The organism is Gimesia maris (genome assembly GCF_008298035.1).
GTDB lineage: Bacteria > Planctomycetota > Planctomycetia > Planctomycetales > Planctomycetaceae > Gimesia > Gimesia maris.
Genome location: NZ_CP042910.1, coordinates 1522373 through 1548467 on the forward strand (window position 1 = coordinate 1522373; position 26095 = coordinate 1548467).

Here is a 26095-nt window from a genome sequence, read left to right on the forward strand (position 1 = left end):
GTAGATCAGGACGCTTATGCTTTCAAAGCGTTGACCAGTTGATCGATTTCTGCGCGTGTTCTCTGTTCGGTAATTGCCACCAGCACAGCTGTCTGGAATTTTTCAGGAGACTGCTGAGATTCGAACCGGGATAATTCGGGGCCCAGGTCAAAGCCGGCCTGACGTGCTTTACGCAGCAGGTAATCGGCCCCTTCGGAGCAACTGACTGCGAACTCCTTGAAGAAAGAACGTTCCGGGAACAGAAGCTCGATGCCCTCGACTGACGCCAGTTGTTCGGCGGCATAGTGTGCTTTCTGGCAGGAGAGTTCAGCGACTTCGCGGATCCCCTGTTTGCCGAGCAGGGCGAGATAGACAGCAGCGCGAATCGCGATCAGTCCCTGGTTACTGCAGATGTTACTGGTGGCTTTGTCACGGCGGATATGTTGTTCGCGGGCCTGCAGGTTGAGAACGTAGCAGCGTTTGCCGTTGCGGTCTACTGTCTGGCCAATCAGACGACCAGGCATCCTGCGGACAAATTTTTCGCTGCAGGAGAACAGGCCCAGGTAGGGGCCGCCAAACTGCAGGGGGGTTCCCAGCGACTGACCCTCTGCAATTGCGATATCTGCACCATAGTCACCAGGACGTTTCAGAATCCCGAGGCTGATCGGATCATAAGACACGACAGACAGGGCACCATATTTGTGTGCGATTTCCGTTAACTGCTCTGCTTCTTCCAGCGTACCAAAGAAGTTAGGATGCTGGATGACCAGGCAGGCGGTTTCTTCGTTCATGGCCGCATCGACGGCAGCGGGATCAGCGGCTCCATCGATACAGGGAACAATGACGACTTCGCAGTTCAAATGGGTCAGGTAAGTTTCCACTACCTGTTGGTATTCGGGATGCAGCGAACCGAGCAGGACCACACGTTTGTGTCGATTGGTCACCCGCATTGCCATGAATGCAGCTTCGCTGACACAGGTTCCCCCTTCGTACAGGCTGGCATTAGAAACATCCATACCGGTTAACTGGCAGATCAGCGATTGAAATTCAAAAAAGGTCTGCAGGCTGCCTTGGCTGGCTTCAGCCTGATAGGGTGTGTAAGCAGTGTAGAATTCACCCCGGCGGGCAATTTCATCGACGGCAGCAGGGATGAAATGATCGTAGGCTCCGCCCCCCTGCATACAGACACGAGTCGTCGGTCCGACATTCTTTGCCGCAAGACTGGTGACATGCGCCTGCAGTTCCATTTCTGTCAGCGCGGGCGGGATTTCAAGCGGACGGTCCAGTCGTAATTCAGACGGGATGGTGGCAAATAAAGCTTCCAGCGATTCGACGCCGATGGTTTTCAGCATTTCCTGCTGCTGTTCTGGTGTGTTGAAGAGGTAGGGCACAGTTCACTCGATCAATAACGAAAGTTTGGTAAACGCTGTTGGGATTATAGTCGCAGAAGAAACGTGGGAACTCTGTTTTATCCATTTTCCGAGGGGATTGAATGATTCGTCCCCCCTCAGGTCCGGAAATGCAGTGAACAGCATGTGAAAACCGTTCATCACCAGAATTGCCAGTTGGTTTCAGTGTGCTTCAGACTCACAAAACTTTTTATAGTCGTCGGCGTTCATGCACTGGTCCAGTTCCGCGGGATTCGACATTTTGACTTTTGTGATCCAGCCGCTACCAAAAGGATCATCCGACAGTGGAGACTGATCATCCACGAGGGCTTCGTTTGCCTCCACAATTTCCCCGCTGACAGGGGCATAGAGGTCACTGACGGCTTTGACACTTTCGACTTCGCCGAACACTTTACCGGCTTCACAGGTCGACCCGATTTTGGGGAGTTCAATATAAACCAGATCGGTCAATTGATTTACTGCGAAGTCAGATATTCCGACTGTTGCAATATCGCCTTCGACACCGATCCATTCATGCGTTTTAGTAAATTTTAAGCTGGCCTGATCCATGATTGCATAACCCTCTGTGTTATTTCTTTTCCCTGGAACTTGAACGGCTGAGACCCTGTAGAAAGAAGTCTTAAATTCCCTGATGACACATCGTCGACGATACAGAGATTTGTTCCATTTGAAAAGGAATCGGTAAGGGAAATTCCATGACTCGTGCGGTATATCTGCGAGACTCGTCAATGCCGTCTTCAGCAGACAGGAACCCCAGGCGCAGCGAAGCTGTTAGAGGTCTGACTGGCTCACGCTGATGGGGAATATTCGTTTAGACATCGGGTGAAAAAAAGCTTAATGCGGGGGCATGTTCTCTTCTTCAACTTTGTGCAGTTTTTCCAGCCGCCGTGCGTGTCTGCCACCTTCGAATTCCTCTTTCAGCCAGATTTCAATCATGCGGTTGACGAGCCGGTCTCCCAGTAGATCCGCAGACAGACAGAGCACATTGGAGTCATTGTGCAGGCGGCTCATCTGGGCGGTGATATCGTCGTGGCAGGGAGTCGCACGCACTCCTGGAAATTTATTGGCAACGATGCACATGCCCATGCCAGTACCACAGATCAGGATACCACGATCAATTGCTTTTTCACCGATGGCTTTCGCGACTTTTACTGCGTAGTCGGGATAGTCGACACTTTCTCCATCCTCGGGACCATAATCAAAGGCCACATGTCCTAACTGGTTGAGAAGTGTGAGGATCTTGGCCTTTGTAGCAAATCCCCGGTGATCACTGGCAACTGCAATTTTCATTGAAACTCTTTTGTATCAAGTGGCAAGAAGCTAATTGTAAATAGTGATAAAACCCTGATTCAGATGTTCGAAATGAGGTACCCCTGTTGAATGATCTCTGAAGTAGATCAGGGTTTATATCGACCCCGTTGCAGGTGGATTATCTATCGTAACAACTGAATTTATGACGGGTTAACATTATCTTCATAATGGTAAGGTTAATGGTTTACCATCTATTATAGCAAGTGAGCCCTCGCAGCTCATGTAGAAAATTGTGCTGGAAAAAAGATAATCGCAGACGGTGAGAATTCAGGCTGCTTATTAACTTTGTGGGATGTTGATCTGAGCAATAATCTGGGTAAGATGCTTTTCGATTTCATTTTTACACTCGATATAGCATTGAAAGCCTCCTCCAATGGGATCGGATACATCTTTTCCTTCGGAAGACAGGAGTTTGACAGACTCTTCCAGATCGGGACGCTCCGACAGGATGGCTGCACGATGCCCCTGGGTCATGGTAAAAAGGTGATCAGCCTGGTCCAGAAGGCGTTCTGTCAGCGGTTGGCTTTCATGTGCCTGGATGTCAATTCCCTGTTCAGCCAGTATGGCAACTCCTTCCGGGCTGGGAGGCGCTCCCATAGCTGCAGCGAGGCCGGCTGACCCGACAATAAAGCCTCGATCAGACAGCTCATCTTCCTGGCATTTCAGCTTATCTGCCAGCAGTTTGCGAAACAGGCCTTCTGCCATCGGGCTACGGCAGGTGTTGCCTGTGCAAACAAACATGTAAATCTCACTGGAGAGCCGTTTGAGTGTGGTTTCGGTCACCACTCCGGGTTGGAGTATTTTCCATTGATTATCGACGATGCCGACGATGGTAGACTGATCACCAAAACGGGATGGGCCATCATCGATCACCAAAGCGACTTCTTCTCCGAAATCGTCGATGAGCGAATCGGCAGTCTGATATTTGGAATCTTCGTTCAACAGCACCAGGGGAGACGGGGAGAGACGCATGGCCTGAAAAATAATTTCATGTGCAGGAGCCCGGAGCCTCAGTTGACTGCCAGGACAGATTTCTGATTGCACTTCGGGGGGCAGTTGTGAAAACAGGCTCCCTGGTTGCGGGCGTTCCAGTTCCAGAACCACTGGACCAGGCCAACAGCGTTTGGCCAGTTTTCGAGCCAAAGGTGGCATTTCCGGCAGATAATCCTGTGCCTCGTCAAAACCCTTCACACACAGGACCAGCGGCTGGTCGCCCCCAGTCAGGGCGCGTAGTTTTGTCATCGCGGCGGGACTGAGTGACTGGCCTGCGATCACGTAGGCTGTCGCCGTGGGAAAGGCGACCAGTTCCCCTTTTGCCAGGTACTGGACAGCAAGATGGATCACATCGCGGATGTCGTCAGTCTGTTTTAGGTTGATCCGTTCGGTCATGAACAATTTAAGCCTTCAGTTTGTCGCAGAAATTATTATTCTGGCGCAATTCAACGGTCAAAAATGTTAAGATTTTCAGGTCCGCAACGAATCACGATCAACGTGTCACTACTGCGTAATATTCGATTGGAGAGAGACTTCGTTCCCCTGATAATAACGGGCTAAATTCGATTGATCAAGCTGCTGGAAAAATTGATATTCATAAGGTATTATCATTGGACCGTTTATGACGCTTACAGAAGAAGTCTTCTTTAGAGAATATTAAGAAAACCGGAAATCATAACGATTTCCGGTTTCCGTGGCGTTAAGATGGCTACGATCAGCAGGTCGCGGCTCCCTCCCGACCTCACACCGTTCTCCTGATTTGATAAGCAATTCGAACTATGGCTCCTTTAAGTTCTCCCCGTAAAAATACTCCTAAACGACTTCGTTTGAGGAAGTCTCTACGTTCTTTGATTGAATTTGGCGGTGGCGATCAGATCGATCAGAGTCAGTTTCAGTCGACGACGCGTAAGTTATACGATGGCCCTGCCGGCGCCGTGCTCTATCTGGCGAGCAAATTATCTCTGCATGATCCGCTGGTGGGTCGCATTATCAAGACGCGACGTTTTGATGTGACTGAATTCCGCAGCATTCTGGATATCGGTTCAGGGGCAGGGCAGATTCTGGGACATTTATTACGGGAAACGCATCCCGATGCCCGGCTGGTCGCCTGTGATCTGTCGCATCAGATGCTGAAACGGGCACGAGTCCGCATGGACAGCCCCCGCCCGAATTATCTTTCGGCTGATATGACGAATCTGCCTTTTCAGGATGAATCATTCGATTGTGTGACCTGTGGCTGGGTGTTGGAGTACGTGGCTGATCCCCGGCATGGTCTGACAGAAATTCATCGCGTGCTGCAGCCGGGAGGCAGTCTGTTTCTACTGGCGACGGAGGACAAATTCTCCGGCATGCTCAACAGTCGCACCTGGAAATGTCGCACCTACAACCGGATCGAGCTCAAACAGGCTTTTGAAGAATCGGGACTGCCCTGGAAAGAGCAGCACTGGTTTACTCCGATCCATCAGTTTCTGAAACTGGGTGGCATTATTGTGGAGGCCACTAAGCCTCTGGAACCGACCGACGCTCAGTCCTGATAGCGAACTTTGCTCCAGTCTTTTGCCAGTTCACAAAGTGTCTTAAGTGTCTCTGGATTGGCACTGCAGGCAGTGATGCCAGGCAGACGCAGCATGTCGGCCCGCTCATCCATCCAGTGTTCGTGAAAATTAACGGACTCTCCGTTGTGAACCCAGACTGCATCTCCGCCGAGAATCCGGGCGATATGCAGCGAAACCGGGAAATCATAGACATTCGGAGTATGAATCAGTGACCCCCCGAATGCGCCGGTCGCCAGATGATCATAAATACTGCCCGGCATCTCTTCAGGCGGTACGCCTTCCAGTCCGGTTGCTGTGACAAGTTCTGCATTAGAGGTGTCTTTATCCTGAAAGCCGATGAGGTAGATTTTCGGGGAATCGGGACGTGTGGCAGGATCGATGGCAGGCATGTCATCCAGAACCTCCCGGGCCGGGCGACTCAGATCATCGGGACCACAGACAACACTCTGGTGGACCGCTTCCACCCAGGTTCCCTGTTCGCCGGTCTCGGGAATATATACCAGGGAATAGTGGACGGTCTCGCTGTCGCGCAGGTGAACCATCACGCAATAGCCGTCAGCTGTTTTATCGCGATACTGTTTGGTCCCATCAATCGGGTCGATCGATATGACATAAGGTGAGTCCTGTGCAAAACGGTGCAGGTCGCCCGTCTTTTCTTCTGCTTCGATGCGACAGTTGCAGAATATTGGATCGCGGTCCCGTAATGCTGCGACAATCAGTTCCTGCAGCGTCAGGTCTGCCAGCGTCAATGCGTCGGTCAAGGCGCTGCCTGACGTTTTATTTTCGACGGCAATGTTGAAGTGCCTCAAACGCTTTGCGATCGCTCCTGACCAGCGGAGAATTTCAGGCAGGTGGGTTTGCAGGGCGGTCAGTAGTGCGTTCAATTCCATTTCAATACTCGTTTCAGAATAATTTTAAGTTAAAAATCAAGCAGATGGCTTATTGTTTCGTTTCTGTTCCAGATATTCAATGACCAGCGTCGCGACATCAATGTGTGTTGCCGACTGAAAGCCTCTCCAGCCGGGGACGGCATTGACTTCCAGCAGGTAACATTCTTCAGGAGCATCCGCGGGAGAGAGCAGGTCGACGCCTGCAAATTCGGCATCCGTGAGAGATGCTGCGCGGATCGCCAGTTCGATTTCCCGATCAGTGGGATGGTAGAGTTCAGCCTGCCCCTGGCGAGATACATTGGTGCGAAAATCATTATTCCCGTGTCGACGGATGGCACCAATCACTTTACCGTTCAGGAGCAGGATTCGCAGGTCATAACCGGGATGGGCGATATACTGCTGAAGGTAAATTACCGCCTGGGTACGTTCGAGTGTGCGAAACGAACGATAGGCGAGATCGGGATCGCTGATGCGAAAAATGCCTCGTCCTTCCGAGCCAAACAGCGGCTTGACGACCACATCTCCTCCCAACTGTGAAAAATGCTGCAACGCTGTTTCTGAAGTTTCACAGATCGCAGTCGCAGGGACAGGCAGGCCGGCGGCTGCGAGTCGGGATGTCGTCAGATATTTATCGACGGCACATTCGATGGCACGCGGAGAATTAAAAACAGTGACTCCTGCCTGTTCCAGCCTGCCCAGCATGTCCATGCGAAAGACAACCTGTTCCAGTGAACCCGGGGGCATCGTGCGGATGATCAGACAGTCGAAGTGCGGCAGATTAATCTGTGTCTGTTCTGCATCGTAACTGAAAAACTGTTCGCAGGCAGAGTGATTGACGAAAGCAGCCATATCACGGAATTCAATTTTGGACGCTTCGTGTCCTCGTGCGCGGGCTGCCTGCTGGAGTTGATCGCAGTACCAGCTGATCTGATTTCCCAGAATGGCAATCTGCACGAACGTTATTCCATATTGAGACGGATATCGAAAAGTTAGAATCCAAAACTGTTTTTCAAAAGACCTGTGTTCATCTGGCCGAACTGAAATACGTTTCCGGTATCCAGGTTCTGGAAAATGATGACCGCGGGGCTGAAGAAACTGGGGTCAATTTCATAGAAGTCATGATCGGCTTCTGCAAAGACGTCCAGGAATGGTTTGCCATAACAGGCAGCGGAACTGGAAGGAATAGAGGGACCGATTTCCTGCAGTGATTCATCATCGCCGGTAACCCACAGGGTGACGGAACCGCCGTAAAGGATGGAGTCGTTGGTTCGTCCGATCCCTGTCAGATGGTCTTGGGCGACCGGTGCCAGGGGAGCCGTCCCGAACCCGGCCTGCACTCGATGCACATCAAACTTACATTCCAGCAGTTTATGCATGGCGGTTTCCACAGAGCGGGCGATGACCTGCATGTTGCCTGCGATACTGGATGTGGGCGCGACTAATAGCACGATGTCTTTGGGATCGACACCTGTTGCTTTGGAAATTTTCTCAACTACATCTACGCCGGGTAAGGTGTTGGCTTCCAGCACGCCGACTGTCCGGGCGGGTGATTCACCAAATGCCAGGACTCGATACAGGTCCTCCACTTCAGCGGCAGCCCGCATCGGGCCAGAGCCCATTGCGAAAAACTTATCGACATCAATTTTCCAACCGGCATACTGACTCAACAGGCAGGCTTCGACGGCGTGGTCGGTCTGAACCTGCAGGTAAGGCAGCGAGAGTCCTTCCAGTTCTCCCGGAGCCAGTTGTATGCTGCACAGGTCGGCCATGCAGATGCGGGCCAGCAATAAACCGGCCTGTAAACCTGCGGGAGTTTCCACTCCACAATCCACAACGATCGCGCCGTTCTGCAGGGCATGCGGTATGACTTTCAGTTCACCCGCTCTGGCAAGCAGCTGTTCTGTCAACAGGCACGCTCGTTCGTTTAAAACTCCGCTCATAATGTTTCATTCAATTCGGGGTACGATGCAAGAGAAAAGGAGTGCGTCCGGGGAAGGTGATTACAGGCAACCTACTTCCGTCATGATCGTGCGGGTACGTTCAATCAGTTCCGGAGTACAGGCCGGGAACGGATGGAACAGGGTGTCGTGTTCGATCACGCCGCGCAGGCGGAGTGCAGTTTTCATTGAACCAATGATGTAACCGACATTCATCGTGCCATCGGGGCAGACAAACACTTCAAATAACCGGACGATGGCTTCCTGGAACCGGACCGCTTCCTGATGGTTGTTGGCCGCGGCTGCTTCGTAGAGTTGGACGAACAACTCCGGTCCGACATTCGCCAGTCCCGGCACGGTTCCGTCTGCACCGGCCAGCACCACAGCGTGGACCAGCATCTCTGCTCCGGTAAACAGTTTCATGCCAGCAGGTTTGCTGGCCACCAGACGATGAAAACTGACGGCGTCTCCGCTGGAGTCTTTCACACCAATCACAGTGCCTTCTCTGCCCAGGGTCATCAGCGTATCCATTTCGATTTTGACTTTTGTCATCACGGGGATGTCGTAGGCAAAAATGGGGATATCGACGGCTTCCCGAATCGTACGATAATGGACGAGCATGTCCTTCTGGCTGGCAGGGTAATAATACGGAGGGCAGACGACGATGGCATCGGCGCCCTGTGCTTTTGCGACTTTCGCCTGCTCTATAATCTGTTCGGTGCCGGGAGCAATGACTCCCACCAGCAGGGGAACACTGCCATTCACAACTTTGACTGCGATCTCAGTTGCCTCGTGACGGTCTGCTTCACAGAGCAGAGGTCCTTCACCAGATGTGCCAAACAGAAACAGTCCATGAGCCCCTTTGTCGAGCATGAACCGGTAAACGGATTCAGCAGAAGCTGTATCCAGCCTGCGTTCGGGGGTCAGTGGTGTAATGACCGGAGGGAGCACTCCCTTCAGTTGTTCGGAAAGGTTGATTGCCATAGGATCTCATACCAGAGTCTAAATTCAAAACAAACAGGGATCCATTCTGGAAACTGCGGAGCCAGGCGACCGGATCTGCAGGTTCCTTTTTCCCTGAATAATGTATGTGCTGAGCCCGGAATCAGGTTCAGACTGGGATTAATTTATACCAAACTGGATTCCAGGATGCGATGAATCAAGGGGCTTGAGTGCAGGAATCTGGCAGTCAGAGTGGATTTGACCAGGAATCAGGTGCCTGTATTGCTGCTTGGGCCGGTTCTGAGGAATACAGGGGATTTTCTCTTTCCACAGTCTGCACATTCTTCAGAAACAAACAGGTCAACCACTGCGATTCAGAGAATTTTGTATGAGTAATTAAAAAAAGAACTGGAGTGGTCTGATACCGGTTCGATATAATTGGCTCGTATGAGAAATGAACCACAAAAAACAATTTGTCTCAACCATCAATGCGAAGAAGACCAGGCCACACCGTTCGGCATGGTCTGTCCGGATTGCAAGCGTCGGCTCTATACCAGTCCCCCTCGCGGTAACCTGATGAGCTTCTGGGAAAGTCAGCCTGTGGCTTTCAGTCTCGACCGTGAGCCTTGCTTTGCTTACTCACTCATGTGGGAAGATTATCGCATCCGTTCGATTCATCTGCCGGATCAGAATGTGTCTGCTCATGAATCTTCCGAAGTCGAATCGCATTCCTGAATCAAGCGAGCTTCGGGCTGACTTACTTAATCAACTGCCAGGTCGCTGTCTTTCAGATCAGAAACGAACATGCAGCCCGGGCTGTGCGTGATGGCAAATTCCGGTTTGGCCTGCATCAGTACCGCCTGCGGAGTCACGCCACACGCCCAGAAGACAGGTAGTTCATCCCGTCCCACAGTGACGGCATCTCCATAATCGGGTGATGAAAGATCCGTTATACCCAGCTGTTCTGGAAATCCCAGATGCACAGGGGCACCATGGACGGCGGGAAATCGCCCGGTGATCTGGACGGCCTGAATGGCATCCGCTGGTTTGAAGGGACGCATTGAAACCACCAGCGGGCCGCTGAACATTCCCGCTGATTCACATGGAATCGTCGTGCGATACATGGGAACGTTCACACCCTGATCAATATGTCGCACGGAAAGCCCGGCTGCGATCAATGCCGCTTCAAAGGTAAAGGAGCAACCGATCAGGAATGCCACCATGTCACCCTGCCAGAGCGAAGTGATTTCTGTGGGCTCATCCACAAGTTCCCCGCGACGCCAGACACGATAGCGGGGGAGATCGGTCCTCAAGTCGGCCGCTTCTGCCAGTCGATGCGGGCAGGGATCACCCGGTGCTGTGACTTCCAGCAGAGGACAGGGTTTGGGGTTCTTCTCACAGAACTCCTGAAACTGTCGGGCTTCTGCCTGGGGGAGTATGACGAGATTCGCCTGGGCAAACCCGGGGGCGAGCCCCGATGTCTGCCCGGTGAATTCTCCGCTGCGACATGCCTGTCGCACGAGAGCGCCTGTCTTGAAAGCCGTTCGGTCAACGCTCATCATCAACTACTTTGCAGTGGCAATGACTTTTGAGCCAGTGATTTTGACATCTTCCAGCGGTCGGTCGTTGTGATTCGTTTCGACTTCGCCAATCGACAGAACGACGGCTTCACTTTCAGCATCACTGGTTTTACCGAAGACGGTGTACTGGTTGTCCAGGTGGGGGACACGTCCCAGGCAGATGAAGAACTGTGAGCCGGCTGAATTGGGATCACTGGTGCGAGCCATGGAGAGGATGCCGGTTTCGTGGGGCAGATTATTGAACTCTGCGTCGATAGTATAACCGGGTCCACCAGTTCCTGTACCCTGCGGGCAGCCGATCTGGACGACGAAATCGGGAATGACCCGGTGGAAAATAATACCATCATAAAAGCCGATTTTCGTCAGACCAATGATGTTTTTGCAGTGTCCCGGGGCCACATCGGGATACAGGTCCATTTTGATAGTACCTTTCGTGGTTTCGAACACGACCTGATAGTTGAATTTTTCAAAATCAACCTCAGCCAATGCGGCATCCACTTCGGCACGACGGTTTTCGGACACGATGATTTTCCTTCTCTTTAAATTGGGGTTGTCTGTAAGAATTTCTGATAAATTGGCCCTACGCTCACCTTACCGCGTGACAAGAAAAATCACAAAGCAGATGGTCGCAATTATGCCCAGAACCTGAATTTCCAGGTCGGGGAATACCGGAAACAGTCTGAGTTGGTGAACAGATTGTAGAGCAAAAACTGATTACTCAGGTGTGCCAAATCCGCCGCCACCTGGGGTTTTGATCGTCAGTATATCGCCTGCTGCAACGGAGAGAGAGAATTTTCCTCCCAGTGACTCCGTCGTGGATCCGTCCGCTTTCTGCAGCAGATTTTCCCCAATCTGCCCCGGAGTACCGCCGGCCAGACCGAAGGGCGCGTATTCTCCCCTCCGTTCTGAGATCAGTGAAATCTTTAACGGTTTCAGGAATTCAATCTGACGAATAATGCCCGCACCGCCGTGGTGTTGGCCCGCGCCTCCGGAGCCCTGGCGGATGGAAAATTCGTGCAATCGCACCGGGTAGCGGCGTTCGATAATCTCGGCGTCTGTCAGTCGGGTATTTGTCATGTGGGTATGCACGGCGTCAGCGCCATCCTGCGCGGCGGTCGCGCCGCTTCCGCCACAAATGGTTTCATAATAGCCGAATGTCTCATCACCGAACGTCAGGTTGTTCATGGTCCCCTGGCTGGCGGCTGCTTTGTTGAGCGCGCCCAGCAGAGTGTCGACGGTGCGCTGTGAAGTTTCCACGTTGCCCCCCACCATCGCCGCGCATTCTGCGGGCGTCTCCCGTTCGGGGGGATTGAGAAAACATTCCGGAAGAACAATGTTGATGGGAGCCAACACGCCACTGTTCAGCGGGATATCTTCCTGAATCAGACAGCGAAAGACATACAGCACGGCGGCATTCACAATGGCCCGATTGGCATTCAGGTTCGTCTTCAGAACCGGTCCGGTGCCAGTGAAGTCAACCACGGCGCTGGAGCCTTTAATCGTGATTTTGACTGTAAGCGGCACGCCGTTATCCAGATGATCTGTGAAGGAGTAAACGCCATCTTCAATCTCAGATAAGGCAAGTTGCATTTTTTCCGTGGCTGCCTGCTGGATATGTTTCATGTAAGCCAGCACAACACTCAGCGAGTAGCGACGAACCAGGTCGTTCAGCAGACTCACGCCACAATTGTTGGCGGCAACCTGGGCAGAGACGTCTGCCAGATTATCTTCGACCGAGCGGGAAGGGAACGCGCCCGATTTCAGCAGTTCCCGCAAAGCATCTTCGCGAGATGTTCCCTGGTCGACCAGCTTGAAATTGCGAATCAGCACACCTTCATCTGCCAGTGTTTTCGAAAACGGTGGCATGCTGCCGGGTACGATCCCCCCGATCTCTGCATGGTGTGCACGACTGGCGGTGAAGAAGATCAGTTCGTTTGATTCTGCGTGATGCACGGGAGTGATGACGGTTACATCGGGAAGATGCGAGCCACCTCGATAAGGATCGTTGGTCACGAAGACATCTCCGGGTGCCAGGTCCGGGTTGTCGGCGATGATGCGTTTGACGGTTTCACTCATGGCGCCCAGATGCACGGGGATATGGGGCGCGTTGACCACCAAATCGCCGGTTGCGGAAAAGACGGCACAACTGAAATCGAGGCGTTCTTTGACATTGGTTGAGATTGAGGTTCGTTGCAGCGTGATGCCCATCTGTTCGGCAATGGAAGCAAACAGGTTGTTGAAGATTTCCAGCATGACCGGGTCGGCAGTCGTCGCTATTTTGGCGGGAGGCGTTGTACCGTCAGATGTCTCCTGGATCAGTGTTTCACCGCGGGAGAGAATGCTGGCTGTGAAGCCGGGGTCAATGATGACAGTGGAAATCGCTTCACAGATAATCGCCGGGCCTGAGATCTGATCACCGGGATGCAAATCTTCGCGCAGGTAGACTGCCGTGGGCTGGATGGTTCCCTGAAAACAGGTCTGTGTCGTTTCCAATGGTGTGGGGCTGCGATTGATGAGTTCTGATTCCGGGAGGTTGGGTTCCTCCATGCGTCCGATAATTTCCGTACGCATCGCGGTGACTTCGATGGCCCGACTCTTGTGGGTGTAACCGTAGAGACGCTGATGTTCCTGTTCAAACCGGGTGAATTCGTCCTGCCCCGACTGACAGTGAACCTGAATCGTCGCATCAGTTCTCAGATAACGCATTTCCAATGAGTGCAGGGGGGCATCAATGCGTTCCGGGGGAATGCCTTCGGCGCGAACTTCTTCGTAAACACTCTCATCGAGTTCTGTGAATCGCCGCTGCAGTTCCTGTTTGAGATCGGCGGACCAGGTCTGCAGGACCGACTGCTGTCCGAACCGTCGCACATCAGCCTGTCCGATGCCAAACGCGCTGAGGATTCCTGAATAGGGATGAATCAGAACTTCATGAATGCCGAGTGAACGGGCAATGGCACAGGCATGTTGCGAACCTGCGCCCCCGAAACTGACCAGGGCATAATCGGCGGGATCATAGCCCCGGGCCACCGAGATATTACGGATGGCGCGAACCATGTTTGCATTTGCAATCTGCAGAAAACCTTCTGCCAGTTCGAGTGGGGTGTAGGTTTTTCCCATGGGAGAAGCAGCAATCTCTTCGCAGAGCTGCGTCAGACGCTGCTCAACAGACTGCCTGTCTAAGACGAAGGGAAAGCGACTTGGGATAATTTTGCCCAGGTACAGGTTCAGGTCGGTGACGGTGAGCGGGCCGCCCCGCCCGTAACAGGCGGGACCAGGATCCGCACCGGCACTGTCAGGACCGACGTGGAGTTTGATGCCATCGAAGCCGCAGATACTGCCTCCACCGGCGGCGACTGTTTCAATACTCAGCATAGGGGCCACGATCCGCACACCTGCTTTCGTGGTTTCGAATTCCCGCTCATATTCGCCGTCGAAGCGGGAGACATCGGTACTCGTGCCTCCCATGTCAAAGCCGATGGATCGGGGGAAACCGGCTGTTTCCGCGACACGCGAATAACCGATCACACCTCCTGCAGGACCGGAGAGAATACTGTCTTTGCCGACGAAATGATCCGCATCGACAAGACCGCCGGCGGACGTCATGAGTTTCAACTCACTGCTTTTGAGTGGCGTGCGGAGTTTGCGAATATAGTCCTTGAGAATTGGATTTAAATAGGCGTCCATGACGGTCGTATCGCCGCGGGAGACGATTTTGATGAGAGGCGACAGGCGACTGGACACGCTGATTTCGTCAAAGCCGACTTCGGCAGCGAGGCGGGCGACCAGTTCCTCATGCCTGGGGTTGGCAAATGAATGCAGCAGACAGATCGCCAGCGATTCCACGCCGGTTGCCTTGAGTTGCTCAAGTTGCTGACGGATACGAGCGGGATCGGGGGCGTGGAGTACATTGCCTTCCGCATCGATTCGTTCCTCGATTTCCAGCGCGGTTTCAAAGAGGGGCTCTGGTTTTTGAATGGCCAGATCGAACAGCCGAGGGCGGTCCTGGTTGCCGATCAGCAGGACATCGGCGAATCCTTTGGTAGTGATGAAAGCAGTACGGGCACCGTTACGCGTGAGCAACGCATTGGTGCCACGCGTGGTTCCCAGTTTGACGCTGATATTGGAAATCGGGTCGGATTTCATCAGGCCCAGAATCCAGCGGATGGCCAGGATGGGGGCTTCTTCACCGGAGGCGAGTTCATAGCTGGTGGAGACCTGTACTGTGGGAGGCAGGGCGGGGTGGAAGGTGAGGGTTCCGCTCTGGTTGTCAAACCGCGTCACTTGTGCGGTATGCAGGGATTCTCCCTCATTATTCAGAAATTCAATCTGATACTCCTGCCAGAAGTTTGCCGGGTTGCCGACTCGGGATGGGTCGACTATCGTGTCAGGGGTAGTAATTTCCTGTACATGACCTTTGGTGATACCCGAACTAAGAGTCTTGAACGGGATGAATTCGCTGTCAGGTGAACGGGCGATGCAGTCTGTGAAGGTACCGCCGACATCGATCCAGAATTCCCATTTTTGATTTGTCTTTTCTGATTTAAATTCAATCATTTCATCAAATATTTCGTAGGCTTTCACAATTATTTTCTAGAATTTTTTGAATTCTCTGATGTAAACTTGCGTATAAAGTATCAGAACAGATTACCCGCGATAACGAAAGTGCTGCACCCGGTGGTAGAATAAAAGCAGCGTATAAAATACCTGCAGCAAAAGAGTATTTACTTGTACTTGAATTTTGTGCACCGTGATCTATAATTAGCATGCCTGCCAGCCGCGGATGTAAAAGTGGCGAAAGCAGACTGATCGAAACTGATGACCCAAACTGTGTTCGTCTGGAACATCCCTTCTCACTCACTTGGAGAAAACTGTCAATGAACAACTACACTCCTGATTATTATGACCAGGATACAACGGCGGGTGGCGGTGTCTTTGCCATTGACGCAATTGCTTCCGAACGCGCCGCGTTTATCCGCAAGACCTACATGCACCTCACCGGTGCAATTTTCGCCTTTATGGGCCTGGAATTCATCCTGTTCAGCAACAAAGCTCTCGTGGAAGGCATGATGGGCGCCATTGGTGGGAACTGGTGGCTGGTACTGATCGCTTTCATGGCAGCCAGTTGGGTTGCCAGCGCCATGGCTTCCAGCGCGAAATCGCTGGCTGTGCAGTATGCAGGCCTGGGATTATACATTGTTGCAGAAGCGTTGATCTTTGTCCCGATTTTGTATATCGCGACTCAGTTTGCTAATCCCACCGTAATTCCCATTGCGGCGATTATTACCCTGTGTATTTTTGGTGGCTTGACCGCCTATGTGTTTGTGACCGGGGCCGACTTCTCCTTCATGGGAGGTTTCCTGACGATTGCCGGTCTGGCAGCAATCGGAATTGCCATCGGTGCGTCGCTGTTCGGCTTCTCACTGGGAATCTGGTTTGCAGCTGCGATGGTCATTCTGCTCAGTGGTTACATTCTCTATGATACTTCGAACATTCTGCATCATTACTCGACCGATCAGTATGTGTCTGCTTCACTGGCACTGTTTGCCTCTGTTGCCACACTGTTCTGGTACGTGCTGCGAATCGTCATGATGTTTACTTCAGATGACTAAGTCTGAATGAATGTCTGATTTGAGATAAAAATGAAAAGCCCCGGCAGAGCGATCTGCCGGGGCTTTTTTAATTTGAAACTCTGCTTTTCAGCCTGTATACAGGCTGGCGACATATTCGCCGTAACCATTGAAGGGTTTCGTGTCGTAGCGTTTTTCGGTTCCCAGCATCCATTCTGTACGCTGACTCCAGCGGGGATGGGGTACGTCGGGTTCTACGTTCGCGACAAATCCGTATTCTTCAGGGTTGACGGTATTCCAGAACGTCGCGGGCTGGTCTTTGGTGAGTCTGATTTTTACGATGGATTTACCCGACTTGAATCCATACTTCCAAGGGACGACCAGTCGAATGGGGGCGCCGTTCTGTTTGAGTAAGGGGGCTCCATACAGGCCCGTGGCAATGAAGGCCAGATCATTCATTGCTTCGGGCATCGTCAAGCCTTCCGTGTAAGGCCATGGCCAGGTTCCCGGGCCGCTGGATTCCATATAAGGAGCCTGTTGGGGTTTGTTGAACGTTTCGAAGGCGACAAATTTCGCAGACGCTTTCGGTTCCACCAGTTTTAACAGACTGGCCAGCGGGAAACCGGTCCAGGGCACACACATGGCCCAGGTTTCAACACAGCGATGTCGGTAGGCGCGTTCTTCAAATTTTAACTCTTTAGACAGGTCATCCAGATCGAATGTACGCGGCTTTGCGCATTCCCCTTCCACGGTGACAGACCAGGGAGCGGTTTGGAAATGCTCCACGTATTTCCAGGCCTGTTTGGAAGTGGGGCCGGTGAACTCGTAGAAGTTGGTGAATTTTTCCGCTTCAATGGGGTCAGTCTCGGGCCGCCCGTATTTGAATGCAGGATTTCGCTGTGCTGGATAAATCGACCCTGATGCTTGGGGTAGAGGAGTCGTCGCTCCCGCCTGTTCGATTTCTTCTTTGGTTGCCTGTTCGCAGCTTGCGAGCAAACCAGCAAAGCCGGCGATGCCCAGTCCTGTTCCCATGCGCTGCAGAAATTCCCGGCGGTATAGTTTCCGGTTTTGAAACACTTCGACAGGGGTGTGCTCGTGTTCTGGAACGTTCCAGATTTTTCGGATGTGGTGATTCATCGAAGTTCCTTGTCGTGAGTCAGCTGAGTGAAGAACCATCTAAGGCGAGACTGCTGCTTTACTGGTTCTTTCAGGGAGGTATTTCAAATCGAAGTTGCCGGTAATATCAGTATAACCGTCAAGTTACACGCAAAATAGCCTGTTTGGTTGATTGCTTCAATCTTTATATCTTTGTCAGACCGCCAGTATTCCGAAGTTAGAGGTGTTCGTTTACGTAGAAAAGTTCAGCCAGTCTTCTCATTTTGACATACGGCGTAAGAGTGCCGTTCGTGGGAAGAGAGTCTGACGTATTGAGAGTGGTCCGATGAAATACGACATTGTTATTATTGGAAGTGGTCCTGCCGGTCAAAAGGCGGCGATCGCTGCTTCGAAGCTGGGGAAGCGTGTTGCCATTATTGAACGCAACTTTCGTGGCATGGGGGGCGTCTGCCTGCATAAGGGGACGATTCCGTCTAAGACCATGCGAGAAGCCATTTTGTATCTGACCGGCTATCGTCATCGGGATGTGTACAGCAAATGGTACCGCCGCAAGCGTCGGATCACGATGCAGGATCTGCGTTTGAAACTGGCCGACGTGGCTGAGCATGAACTGGAAATTATTCATGATCAGCTGGAACGGAACGGCGTGGAAGTCTATATAGGTGAAGCAAAGTTCGTCAGCCCGCATGAAGTGGAAGTCGACTGCGAAACAGGGCGAAAGCAGTTGTATGGTGACTACATCCTGGTCGCAACCGGGACCAAGCCTTCACGTCCGCCACACATCCCCTTTGATGGTGAGACGATTTTTGATTCGGATGAAATTATTGATCTGAAAGAGATTCCACGTTCGATGATCGTTGTGGGTGGTGGTGTGATCGGTATCGAATATGCCATCATGTTCGCGACGCTGGGTGTGGAAGTTACCGTGTTGGATGGTCGAGAGCGACTGCTGGAATTTTGTGATCGCGAAATTATTGACGCGTTGATTCACCATGCCCGTTCCCTGGGAATGATCTTCCGGATGGGAGAAGAAGTGGTTGGCATCGAGCGATTTTCTGATTCGATGGCGGCAGTGCAGACCGAGAGTGGCAAACGTCTGGTGGCAGATTCCGTATTGTATACGGTGGGACGCGTGGGTGATGCGGACGAACTGAATTTTCAGGCAGCCGGCCTGGAACCTGATGAACGCGGTCGACTGTGGTGCAACGAAGAGCATCAGACGTGGGTGCCTCACATCTACGGGGCCGGTGATATTGTAGGCTTCCCGGCGCTGGCGAGTGTTTCGATGGAGCAGGGGCGTCGCGTGATCTGTAATGCATTCAACGAACCCTTTGAAGCATTCGACCTGATGCCTTATGGGTTGTTCACGATCCCGGAAATCTCGATGGTCGGAAAAACCGAACAACAACTGACAGACGCGCATATCCCGTATGAAGTCGGTGCGGCCCGCTATCGGGAAATCGCCCGCGGACAGATATCGGGTGACCGGGACGGGATGTTGAAAATCCTGTTTCACCGGGAAACGCTTAAGATTCTGGGTATTCATGCGATTGGTGAAGCCGCGACGGAGATTGTGCACATCGGTCAGACGGTCATGTCTTTTGGCGGCACGATCGAATATTTCCGCAACGCCGTCTTTAACTATCCGACGATGGCAGAATGTTACAAAGTGGCCGCCTTCGACGCGTTTGAGAAAATGAGCCTGGATCGACTGTTTGAAGAATCAAAGCTCACCAAAATCAGTGCCGATCTCGCGCTGCACAAACTCGAAGAGCAACCAGCCGAACTGGATGAAGAGGAAACCGTGGAAATCTAGACTGTATCCGGTTTTACTGTAGCGTCTCCTGGTCCATTAGGGCTGTGCAGTATGGAGTGAGAGACGCCATGGTGAAATGCGATGTATTCTGGCTTGCTTAAAGTGAAGTGGATTGAGGATCGTAGTGTGAAGGTCGCTACGAATAATCGTTGTTATACGCTCCAGGCGCTTCGTATCCGCTGGAGTGCCAGTTGGAAATCAGCTGGTACTCCGGCGGAAATATTCATTCGCAAACTGGTTACAGGGTGTGAGAACTCGATCTGCTCGGCATGCAATGCCTGCCTGGAAATTAACTCGCGGTCATCGAGCAGCCGGGCATCGTTGCCATAAAAGTCGTCGGCGATGATGGGGAATCCCAGGTCGGCCAGATGCACACGGATCTGGTGCAGACGTCCGGTTTTGGGAAATGCGCGAATCAGTGAGTGGCCCGGCAAGCGTTCTACGACTTCAAAACGGGTAAACGCCGCTTTGGCTCGCAGCGCCTCCGGGTGGGTGGTCATACAGACGCCTGCCTGTGTCGGGTGTTCGCCTATCGCGTCATTGTTTTCGAACAGGTCCTGTTTCGGCTGATCACGGACAATCGCCAGGTAGGATTTGCTGACGCGATTCTGCTGGAACTGGATCGAGAGACTGCGGTGTCCCAGATGCTCTTTCGCGACGATCAGAATTCCGCTGGTGAACTGATCGAGCCGATGCACAATACCCGGGCGCAACAGGCTGCGTACTCCGGTCTGCTGATCGAGGTAATACTGCAGGGCATTGGCGACTGTGCCGGAAAGAATATTTCCCGCCGGATGTGCAATCATACCCGGGGGCTTGTTGACGATGATCAGCCACGCATCTTCATACAGAACCTCCAGTGGCAGTGGTTCCGGATCATACGTTTTATCGGGTGGCTCCGGGAGCCGGATATTGATTTGCTGACCTCGAAACACGCGCTGCAACGGATCAGCGGGAATGCCATTCACTTTAGCAAACCCCGCCTGTACGATGCGCTGCAGACGATGCGTCGAATAATTTCTGAAATGACGGCTGAGAAACCGATCGATGCGGGCTCCGTCCAGGTAATCCTCGACAATCAGATCGGTTTCAAACGCAGTCTTCATCAAATCAGGATGCAGCCAGGTCGCGAAGTACTTTGTGCAGAATTCCACCGTTACGGTAGTATTCGACTTCGACGGGAGTATCAATGCGACACTGGGCGGTAAACAGTACCTGGGTTCCGTTCTCCTTGGTCGCGGTGACGCGAATGGCCTGGCCTGGTTTCAGGTTGTCATCCAGTTCGATGTCAAACGTTTCCGTTCCGTCCAGCCCCAGTTCTTCGCGGCTTTCTCCATCACGGAACTGCAGAGGCAGCACGCCCATGCCGACCAGGTTGGAACGGTGAATGCGTTCAAACGAGGTCGCGATGACGGCTTTGATGCCCAGCAGGAATGTTCCTTTCGCAGCCCAGTCACGTGATGAACCCATGCCGTAATCGCCGCCCGCGAGGACGACCAGTGGAGTACCGGCTTCTTTATACTTGAGGGATGCTTCATAGATTGAAGTCTGTTCGCCGGTCGGGAGGTAGGTGGTGACACCTCCGCTGGTCCCGGGGGCCAGCAGGTTACTGAGACGAATATTCGCGAAGGTACCGCGAGTCATCACCCGGTCATTACCGCGGCGGCTGCCGTAGCTGTTGAAGTTTGCGGGAGTGATACCGTTTTCCTGCAGATATTTCCCGGCAGGGGAATCTGCTTTGATGGCACCAGCGGGTGAGATGTGGTCGGTGGTGACCGAGTCGCCTACCGAAACCAGAACGCGCGCGTCATTGATGGAACTGATGGGAGCTGGTGTTACAGGCATATCGACGAAGAACGGCGGCTCCTGAATGTAGGTACTGTGTTCATCCCAGGCGAAGATATCTCCGTCGCCGCCATTGATGGCCTGCCATTCCGGAGAACCTTCAGTGGCTTTGCCATACTCATGGCGGAACATTTCCGGATTGATGGATGATTCCATTGTCGCGTTGACTTCTTCCTGTGAAGGCCAGACATCTTTCAGGAAGACGTCGTTGCCATCCTGATCCTGTCCCAGCGGTTCTGTGCTGAGATCGATGTCCGTTGTACCGGCAATCGCATAGGCGACTACCAGTGGTGGACTGGCAAGGTAGTTGGCACGGACATCGGGACTGATACGTCCTTCGAAGTTCCGGTTACCGGACAGGACAGCGGCAGCAACAATATCGTTTTCATTGATCGCTTTGGAAATGGGAGCAGGCAGTGGACCACTGTTGCCGATACAGGTGGTGCAGCCGTATCCGACCAGGTTGAAGCCAAGCTGATCCAGGTAAGGAGTCAGGCCCGCTTTTTCAAGGTAATCCGTCACAACGCGGCTTCCGGGGGCCAGGCTGGTTTTGACCCATGGTTTGCGGGTCAACCCTTTTTCAGCGGCTTTTTTGGCCAGCAGACCGGCACCCAGCATGACAGAAGGGTTGCTGGTGTTAGTACAGCTGGTGATGGCGGCGATCACAACCGAGCCGTCCTTCAGATTGAAGTTCTGGTCATTATATTCGACGGCAACGCTGGTGTTGGAAGGATCCTGTTTGCCGAAGGTTTTGCTGAGATCACTGTGCCAGTGTGATTTCATATCGGTCAAAGCGATGCGGTCCTGGGGACGTTTCGGTCCGGCCAGCGAGACTTCAATTGTCGAAATATCAAGTTCGAGTTTGCTGGTGAAACTGGGTTCGGGAGAACTGTCGGTGCGGAACATGCCCTGTTCTTTGTAGTATCGTTCGACCAGATCAACTTCCGCGTCAGTACGTCCGGTGCGACGCATGTAGTTCAGTGTTTCATCGTCGACGGGGAAGAATCCGATGGTGGCACCGTATTCGGGAGCCATATTTGCAATCGTGGCACGGTCTGCCAGGCTCATGTTGGACAGGCCGGGACCATAGAATTCAACGAATTTGCCGACGACACCGTGTTCGCGAAGCATCTGAACGATACGGAGTACCAGGTCAGTTGCCGTCGCAGCGGGGGGAAGTTTGCCGCTCAATCGGAAGCCGACGACTTCGGGTGTCAGCATGTAAATGGGCTGACCGAGCATGACCGCTTCGGCTTCAATACCACCGACACCCCAGCCTACGACACCCAGGCCGTTGATCATGGTGGTGTGGCTATCTGTTCCGACCAGGCTGTCTGGATACGCAACGCCATCTTTGGTGAGCACGGCTTTGGCCAGATACTCGAGGTTGACCTGATGTACGATACCGGTGGCAGGAGGCACGACGCCGAAGTTATTGAGTGCCTGCTGACCCCAACGGAGGAACTGGTAGCGTTCCTGGTTCCGTTCGAATTCTTTTTCGACATTGTGCTGCAGGGAGAGTCGGGTTGCAAATTCATCGACCTGCACCGAGTGGTCGATCACGAGGTCACAGGGTACCAGAGGATTGATTTTCTGAGGATCGCCGCCCAGTCGGACCATGGCACTGCGGAGGGCAGCCAGATCGACAACAGCGGGCACACCGGTGAAGTCCTGCAGGACCACGCGGCCTGGTTTAAAGGGGACTTCGACAGGATTGGGAGATTCCGCACTCCAGTTGGCGAGATTCGTGACATCCGATTCGTTGACCACGAAGCCATCCACATTTCGCAGGCAGGATTCGAGCAGCACACGAATGGAATAGGGAAGTGATTCGATATTGCCGATGCCATCATCAATCAGTTTCTGCAGGCGGTAATAGGTGAACTCACTACCTGCTGCCTTGAATTGACCTTCCGCGCCAAAAGGATTTCCGGAAGCCATTACTCTCTCCTCAGTGCTACATAAATAGGGGTGGACAATTGGTTCCAGGTCGCGACTGCGAACCTGTCTCGTATTAAATATCTAACTGGATCTGAATATGCTGCATTCTAGGGCTTCCGATCCTGCGCGACAAACGGCAGGGGCTTAAAAACGTAAAACATCCTCAGAAGCCGTCATGCAGCAGGCAAAATCGGGGTCGAAGCTGCCATTTTAACGAAGCAGGTGTCTATTTTCCATTTCGGACCTTTTTGACCTGTCTCCGGGCACTATCGATGATTTTGTCTTCGATTTCATCCGACCAGCGGTTGGCGGGTAGTCCATAGACCATCATCGATGTGTTCCCTTCATAGCCCCAGCGGGATGATTTACGCGGGGGAACGTCTTCTTCCAGAACCCGCAGTGACGGGGTGTAGGCCATCACATCATTGCAGTAGCCGGCAACCCAGGTGTTCGGGCCGAACTCTTTTTTCATTCCCAGAGAATAATCGACGACGACTTCGCCGCCAATGGTGATCCAGAGCTGAGTTTTTCCCAACTGCCAGACCTGGACCGGGAATGGGTAAGAGGTGATAAAGGTTTCGCCGGCATTCAGTTCCTTCAACAGTCGAGTTCCCCAGCGGGTCACGTAGGATTTGGGATTACCGGCTGCGATTTTTTCGAGTTCCGCTTTCGTGGGTGCATCAGCGAGCTTGATGTCAGTAATCTCGATTTCGGTTTTGAGTTCGGGATCGAGTTCCACCATGGGGAGTCGCACTGTGTCAGCCACCGCATGTGCCAGCCGTGAACCATACGATTCAGCCAGTTCCTGTGTGCGACGGGGAAGTGGATTCTGGTCGGCTCCGCAGCCCATATAGAACATGGCGGTCACGCCGGGAAACATGGCTTCGAGATCGTATTGGGCGAAACCGGCATAATCTCCACACCACTTCTGGATGCCCAGAGTGGTATTGTGACAGGCATAACCGAAGACGAGCGTTTTGAGTTGACCATCTTTGTCTTTGACGGCGAGAACCGGGACGCTGTGGTCCACGGGCCCTTTGAGATCATGAGCTTTTCTGAGACCGGGGACTTCCGATTCGATATTATTGCGACGGTTGACGGCGAAACTGGTGAAGCCGGTTCCAGCCCAGAGAGTCGCGGGTTCGAGTTCTTTGATTGCTTTTCCGACGGCATCAACCAGTTGCTGTTCCAGCTTTTCTGAATATGCATTGATCTTTTTAATATGCTCGGGAGTCAGGGGATAGATATCGTTCAGGGCACGTCTCAATACAGGACCACAGTGGGTGTGAGAGCTGTTCAACATGATCTGGCTGCGTTCCAGTTTGTATTTTTTCTTGAGAGCCGCGCAGACATTGTTGTAGATTGACTGGGGAATACCCAGGGTATCAGTTGAGACAATCACGCCCCGATGTCCGTCACGGGCTTCTATCACCAGCACTTTCATCCAGAGATCGTGGATTTTGCCGTCGGCGGGAGCCGTGCGTCCGCCGTAACCTGCCATCCAGAGGTTTTCTTCCGGCGTAATCACGACGCTGACCGAAGCGGCTTTCCAAAGCGCTTCAGATGCTGAACTTCGGACGGGGTTTACCAGAAAGAGGCTGCAGAGCAGTAGTGGTAGAAATCCGAGGCGAATCTGCGTTAGATATTTCATGGAGAAGACCTCTCACTTAATGAGTGCAAATGACGAATAAACTAAACATTCTTTAAAAACGTTCATTCAGGGTAAAGTGGGAGCGGAAACATATCAAGCGTGTGGGATATGGGCTTACCTGTTTCGACCAGTAAAAATTTGTCACTGGTTTGAATCGTGTTACAATAAATGCTCACATATCTTCTTATCTTCTGGTATCAACATTTCTGTAAATCCAATGCCGGGCTGAATCAACGAGGAGGAAACTGTCTGTGGAGTCAGCAGCAAGAATCATCAAACCCGCTTTTTTTCGTTCATTTCTGGTGTTGGCGCTTCTGGTGACCGTTTCTGTCACCAGTCTCAATGCCCAGGGAAATCGGCGCACCGTGAACCAGCGGCCTGCTTCTCCCGCTGCGCCTGCCGATTACCGTTCTAAAAATTTTCTGATCCACACCGATTTGCCGGCTGAAGAGGCGCGGGATTTACTGGAACGCCTGGAAAAAATGCTGGTCATTATTTCGACTTACTGGGCGAGTCCGAATCGGTCTGTGATCGAATGCTACGTGGTCAAGGATCTGGCAAACTGGCCTGCGGGAAGTCTTCATCCAGCGGGAATGCAGTCGGTAGAGGGGGGAGGTGGTGTGACGATGAGCCGCACAACCTATCGCGGCGGACAGATTATCGCTGCCAAATCAATTGTATATGCAACCGCGAACAAGGGAACTCCTCAGCATGAAGCTGTACACGCCTATTGCGCCCAGAATTTCGGTCGTACGGGGCCAGTGTGGTACAGCGAAGGCATGGCCGAGATGGGCAATAACTGGAAAGTCGTCCCTCGCAAAGGCCAGCCCCTGGCTGTTACCTGCGAGCGGTATGTGATTGATTATATCAGGCAGAGCGAGCCCAAAAGCCTGAACGAGATTGTGAATTCCAGAGACACAACGGGCGATTCCTGGCAGAATTACTGCTGGCGGTGGGCGTTGTGCCATCTGCTGGCGACGAATCCGAATTACTCCGCGCGGTTTCGGCCACTGGGGCTGGCTCTGTTGACGAACAAGCCGGTCTCCTTCGATCAGACGTATGGATCGATGGACAAGGAGATTTCGTTTGAATACCTGTTCTTTCTGAGGCACTTCGACCAGGGGTATCGCTGTGATCTGTGCCAGTGGGACTGGAAAACCAAGTTTCGCAAACCGAATTCCGTGCGTCCCCTTTCTTCAAAAATTGAGGCCAACCAGGGTTGGCAGGCATCCCGGGTGCTGGTGGAAGAGGGGCAGGAATATCAGATCTCAACTTTTGGAGAGTGGAACACTGCCACGGAAAGTAAAGATGTGACAGCCAGTGGTGATGATTCCGGGCGGGGTACTTTAATGGGAGTCGTCCTGTATGAGAACGAGGCAGGGGATTACGAACTGAGTGAAGCATTCGAACTGGGTAATGCAGACCGATTTGAGGCGCCTGCGAGCGGAAAGCTGTTTCTGCGGTGTCGAGACAACTGGCATGAACTGGCTGACAACAGTGGGAAAATTACGGTCAAAATCGGCGAGTAGGCCCCCCTCACACTGAAATAATACAGTTTCTGA

General features: G+C 52.6%; 20 protein-coding genes. 5 read left to right on the plus strand and 15 right to left on the minus strand.

Features of this window, described 5'->3' with window-relative positions; translation table 11 throughout:
* Window positions 1-14 precede the first annotated feature (14 nt).
* The 4 genes from gcvPA to GmarT_RS05805 form a co-directional block, all read right to left on the minus strand.
* Entirely contained in the window at window positions 15-1370 is a 1356-nt protein-coding gene (gene gcvPA / locus GmarT_RS05790) for an aminomethyl-transferring glycine dehydrogenase subunit GcvPA (protein ID WP_044240213.1), read from the minus strand.
* Window positions 1371-1550: 180 nt separating this feature from the next.
* Window positions 1551-1937, minus strand: coding sequence for a glycine cleavage system protein GcvH (gene gcvH / locus GmarT_RS05795; RefSeq protein ID WP_002649208.1), 387 nt, complete (start codon window positions 1935-1937; stop codon window positions 1551-1553).
* A gap of 285 nt (window positions 1938-2222) precedes the next feature.
* Window positions 2223-2678, minus strand: coding sequence for a ribose 5-phosphate isomerase B (gene rpiB, locus GmarT_RS05800; RefSeq protein WP_002649207.1), 456 nt, complete (start codon window positions 2676-2678; stop codon window positions 2223-2225).
* A 300-nt stretch (window positions 2679-2978) separates the two neighbouring features.
* Window positions 2979-4088 (minus strand): arsenate reductase/protein-tyrosine-phosphatase family protein, encoded by a 1110-nt coding sequence (locus tag GmarT_RS05805; protein WP_002649206.1) that lies wholly within the window; start codon window positions 4086-4088, stop codon window positions 2979-2981.
* Window positions 4089-4471: 383 nt separating this feature from the next.
* On the opposite strand from GmarT_RS05805, the gene GmarT_RS05810 reads away from it, so the two are divergent.
* Window positions 4472-5227: a class I SAM-dependent methyltransferase gene (locus tag GmarT_RS05810; RefSeq protein WP_081459627.1), complete on the plus strand. Its 756-nt coding sequence runs from the start codon at window positions 4472-4474 to the stop codon at window positions 5225-5227.
* Here GmarT_RS05810 and GmarT_RS05815 read toward each other — a convergent pair.
* The 4 genes from GmarT_RS05815 to GmarT_RS05830 are packed head-to-tail and all read right to left on the minus strand — an operon-like array spanning window position 5218 to window position 9059.
* On the minus strand, window positions 5218-6138 hold the full coding sequence (locus GmarT_RS05815) for an inositol monophosphatase family protein (RefSeq protein WP_002649204.1): 921 nt from the start codon (window positions 6136-6138) through the stop codon (window positions 5218-5220). The two genes, GmarT_RS05810 and GmarT_RS05815, sit on opposite strands and share 10 nt — an antisense overlap.
* Before the next feature lie 36 nt (window positions 6139-6174).
* Window positions 6175-7092 carry an ATP-grasp domain-containing protein gene (locus tag GmarT_RS05820; RefSeq protein ID WP_002649203.1) on the minus strand — a complete coding sequence of 306 codons (918 nt, stop codon included), beginning with the start codon at window positions 7090-7092 and terminating at the stop codon, window positions 6175-6177.
* Between the two features lie 35 nt (window positions 7093-7127).
* A complete protein-coding gene (mch, locus tag GmarT_RS05825) occupies window positions 7128-8078 on the minus strand; it encodes a methenyltetrahydromethanopterin cyclohydrolase (protein ID WP_002649202.1) in 951 nt (316 codons plus the stop codon).
* 60 nt (window positions 8079-8138) lie between these two features.
* On the minus strand, window positions 8139-9059 hold the full coding sequence (locus GmarT_RS05830; protein WP_002649201.1) for a dihydrodipicolinate synthase family protein: 921 nt from the start codon (window positions 9057-9059) through the stop codon (window positions 8139-8141).
* A gap of 396 nt (window positions 9060-9455) precedes the next feature.
* Here GmarT_RS05830 and GmarT_RS05835 point away from each other — a divergent pair, with 396 nt between their 5' ends.
* The gene (locus GmarT_RS05835; RefSeq protein ID WP_149302475.1) at window positions 9456-9752 is read left to right on the plus strand and encodes a hypothetical protein; all 297 of its coding nucleotides are present in this window, start codon (window positions 9456-9458) and stop codon (window positions 9750-9752) included.
* Between the two features lie 26 nt (window positions 9753-9778).
* On the opposite strand, the gene GmarT_RS05840 is transcribed toward GmarT_RS05835, so the two are convergent.
* The 3 genes from GmarT_RS05840 to GmarT_RS05850 form a co-directional block, all read right to left on the minus strand.
* Window positions 9779-10579, minus strand: a complete 801-nt coding sequence (locus GmarT_RS05840; RefSeq protein WP_081459626.1) for a putative hydro-lyase — start codon at window positions 10577-10579, stop codon at window positions 9779-9781.
* 3 nt (window positions 10580-10582) lie between these two features.
* Window positions 10583-11119, minus strand: coding sequence for a peptidylprolyl isomerase (locus tag GmarT_RS05845; RefSeq protein WP_002649197.1), 537 nt, complete (start codon window positions 11117-11119; stop codon window positions 10583-10585).
* A gap of 192 nt (window positions 11120-11311) precedes the next feature.
* Complete coding sequence (locus GmarT_RS05850) at window positions 11312-15178, minus strand: hydantoinase B/oxoprolinase family protein (protein WP_002649196.1); 3867 nt, start codon at window positions 15176-15178, stop codon at window positions 11312-11314.
* Window positions 15179-15471: 293 nt separating this feature from the next.
* On the opposite strand from GmarT_RS05850, the gene GmarT_RS05855 reads away from it, so the two are divergent.
* Window positions 15472-16206 (plus strand): Bax inhibitor-1/YccA family protein, encoded by a 735-nt coding sequence (locus GmarT_RS05855; protein ID WP_044240222.1) that lies wholly within the window; start codon window positions 15472-15474, stop codon window positions 16204-16206.
* Window positions 16207-16293: 87 nt separating this feature from the next.
* Here the strand turns inward: GmarT_RS05855 and msrP are convergent, their stop codons facing one another.
* Window positions 16294-17301: a protein-methionine-sulfoxide reductase catalytic subunit MsrP gene (msrP, locus tag GmarT_RS05860; protein ID WP_149302476.1), complete on the minus strand. Its 1008-nt coding sequence runs from the start codon at window positions 17299-17301 to the stop codon at window positions 16294-16296.
* Between the two features lie 304 nt (window positions 17302-17605).
* Here msrP and sthA point away from each other — a divergent pair, with 304 nt between their 5' ends.
* A complete protein-coding gene (gene sthA / locus GmarT_RS05865; RefSeq protein WP_002649193.1) occupies window positions 17606-19096 on the plus strand; it encodes a Si-specific NAD(P)(+) transhydrogenase in 1491 nt (496 codons plus the stop codon).
* Window positions 19097-19248: 152 nt separating this feature from the next.
* Here sthA and GmarT_RS05870 read toward each other — a convergent pair whose 3' ends face one another.
* From GmarT_RS05870 to GmarT_RS05880, 3 genes are all read right to left on the minus strand, one after another.
* The gene (locus GmarT_RS05870) at window positions 19249-20202 is read right to left on the minus strand and encodes an RluA family pseudouridine synthase (RefSeq protein WP_002649192.1); all 954 of its coding nucleotides are present in this window, start codon (window positions 20200-20202) and stop codon (window positions 19249-19251) included.
* A gap of 4 nt (window positions 20203-20206) precedes the next feature.
* A complete protein-coding gene (gene acnA / locus GmarT_RS05875; protein WP_149302477.1) occupies window positions 20207-22882 on the minus strand; it encodes an aconitate hydratase AcnA in 2676 nt (891 codons plus the stop codon).
* A 226-nt stretch (window positions 22883-23108) separates the two neighbouring features.
* The gene (locus GmarT_RS05880) at window positions 23109-24533 is read right to left on the minus strand and encodes a neutral/alkaline non-lysosomal ceramidase N-terminal domain-containing protein (RefSeq protein WP_002649190.1); all 1425 of its coding nucleotides are present in this window, start codon (window positions 24531-24533) and stop codon (window positions 23109-23111) included.
* Between the two features lie 251 nt (window positions 24534-24784).
* On the opposite strand from GmarT_RS05880, the gene GmarT_RS05885 reads away from it, so the two are divergent.
* Window positions 24785-26062, plus strand: a complete 1278-nt coding sequence (locus tag GmarT_RS05885; RefSeq protein ID WP_002649189.1) for a hypothetical protein — start codon at window positions 24785-24787, stop codon at window positions 26060-26062.
* Window positions 26063-26095 lie beyond the last annotated feature (33 nt).

Bases quoted from the DNA above. Each gene is read 5' to 3' on its own strand.
- gcvH (WP_002649208.1), bottom strand. From the start codon at position 1,937: ATGGATCAGGCCAGCTTAAAATTTACTAAAACGCATGAATGGATCGGT.
- rpiB (WP_002649207.1), bottom strand. From the start codon at position 2,678: ATGAAAATTGCAGTTGCCAGTGATCACCGGGGATTTGCTACAAAGGCC.
- GmarT_RS05805 (WP_002649206.1), bottom strand. From the start codon at position 4,088: ATGACCGAACGGATCAACCTAAAACAGACTGACGACATCCGCGATGTG.
- GmarT_RS05810 (WP_081459627.1), top strand. From the start codon at position 4,472: ATGGCTCCTTTAAGTTCTCCCCGTAAAAATACTCCTAAACGACTTCGT.
- GmarT_RS05815 (WP_002649204.1), bottom strand. From the start codon at position 6,138: ATGGAATTGAACGCACTACTGACCGCCCTGCAAACCCACCTGCCTGAA.
- mch (WP_002649202.1), bottom strand. From the start codon at position 8,078: ATGAGCGGAGTTTTAAACGAACGAGCGTGCCTGTTGACAGAACAGCTG.
- GmarT_RS05830 (WP_002649201.1), bottom strand. From the start codon at position 9,059: ATGGCAATCAACCTTTCCGAACAACTGAAGGGAGTGCTCCCTCCGGTC.
- GmarT_RS05840 (WP_081459626.1), bottom strand. From the start codon at position 10,579: ATGATGAGCGTTGACCGAACGGCTTTCAAGACAGGCGCTCTCGTGCGA.
- GmarT_RS05855 (WP_044240222.1), top strand. From the start codon at position 15,472: ATGAACAACTACACTCCTGATTATTATGACCAGGATACAACGGCGGGT.
- msrP (WP_149302476.1), bottom strand. From the start codon at position 17,301: ATGAATCACCACATCCGAAAAATCTGGAACGTTCCAGAACACGAGCAC.
- sthA (WP_002649193.1), top strand. From the start codon at position 17,606: ATGAAATACGACATTGTTATTATTGGAAGTGGTCCTGCCGGTCAAAAG.
- GmarT_RS05870 (WP_002649192.1), bottom strand. From the start codon at position 20,202: ATGAAGACTGCGTTTGAAACCGATCTGATTGTCGAGGATTACCTGGAC.
- acnA (WP_149302477.1), bottom strand. From the start codon at position 22,882: ATGGCTTCCGGAAATCCTTTTGGCGCGGAAGGTCAATTCAAGGCAGCA.
- GmarT_RS05880 (WP_002649190.1), bottom strand. From the start codon at position 24,533: ATGAAATATCTAACGCAGATTCGCCTCGGATTTCTACCACTACTGCTC.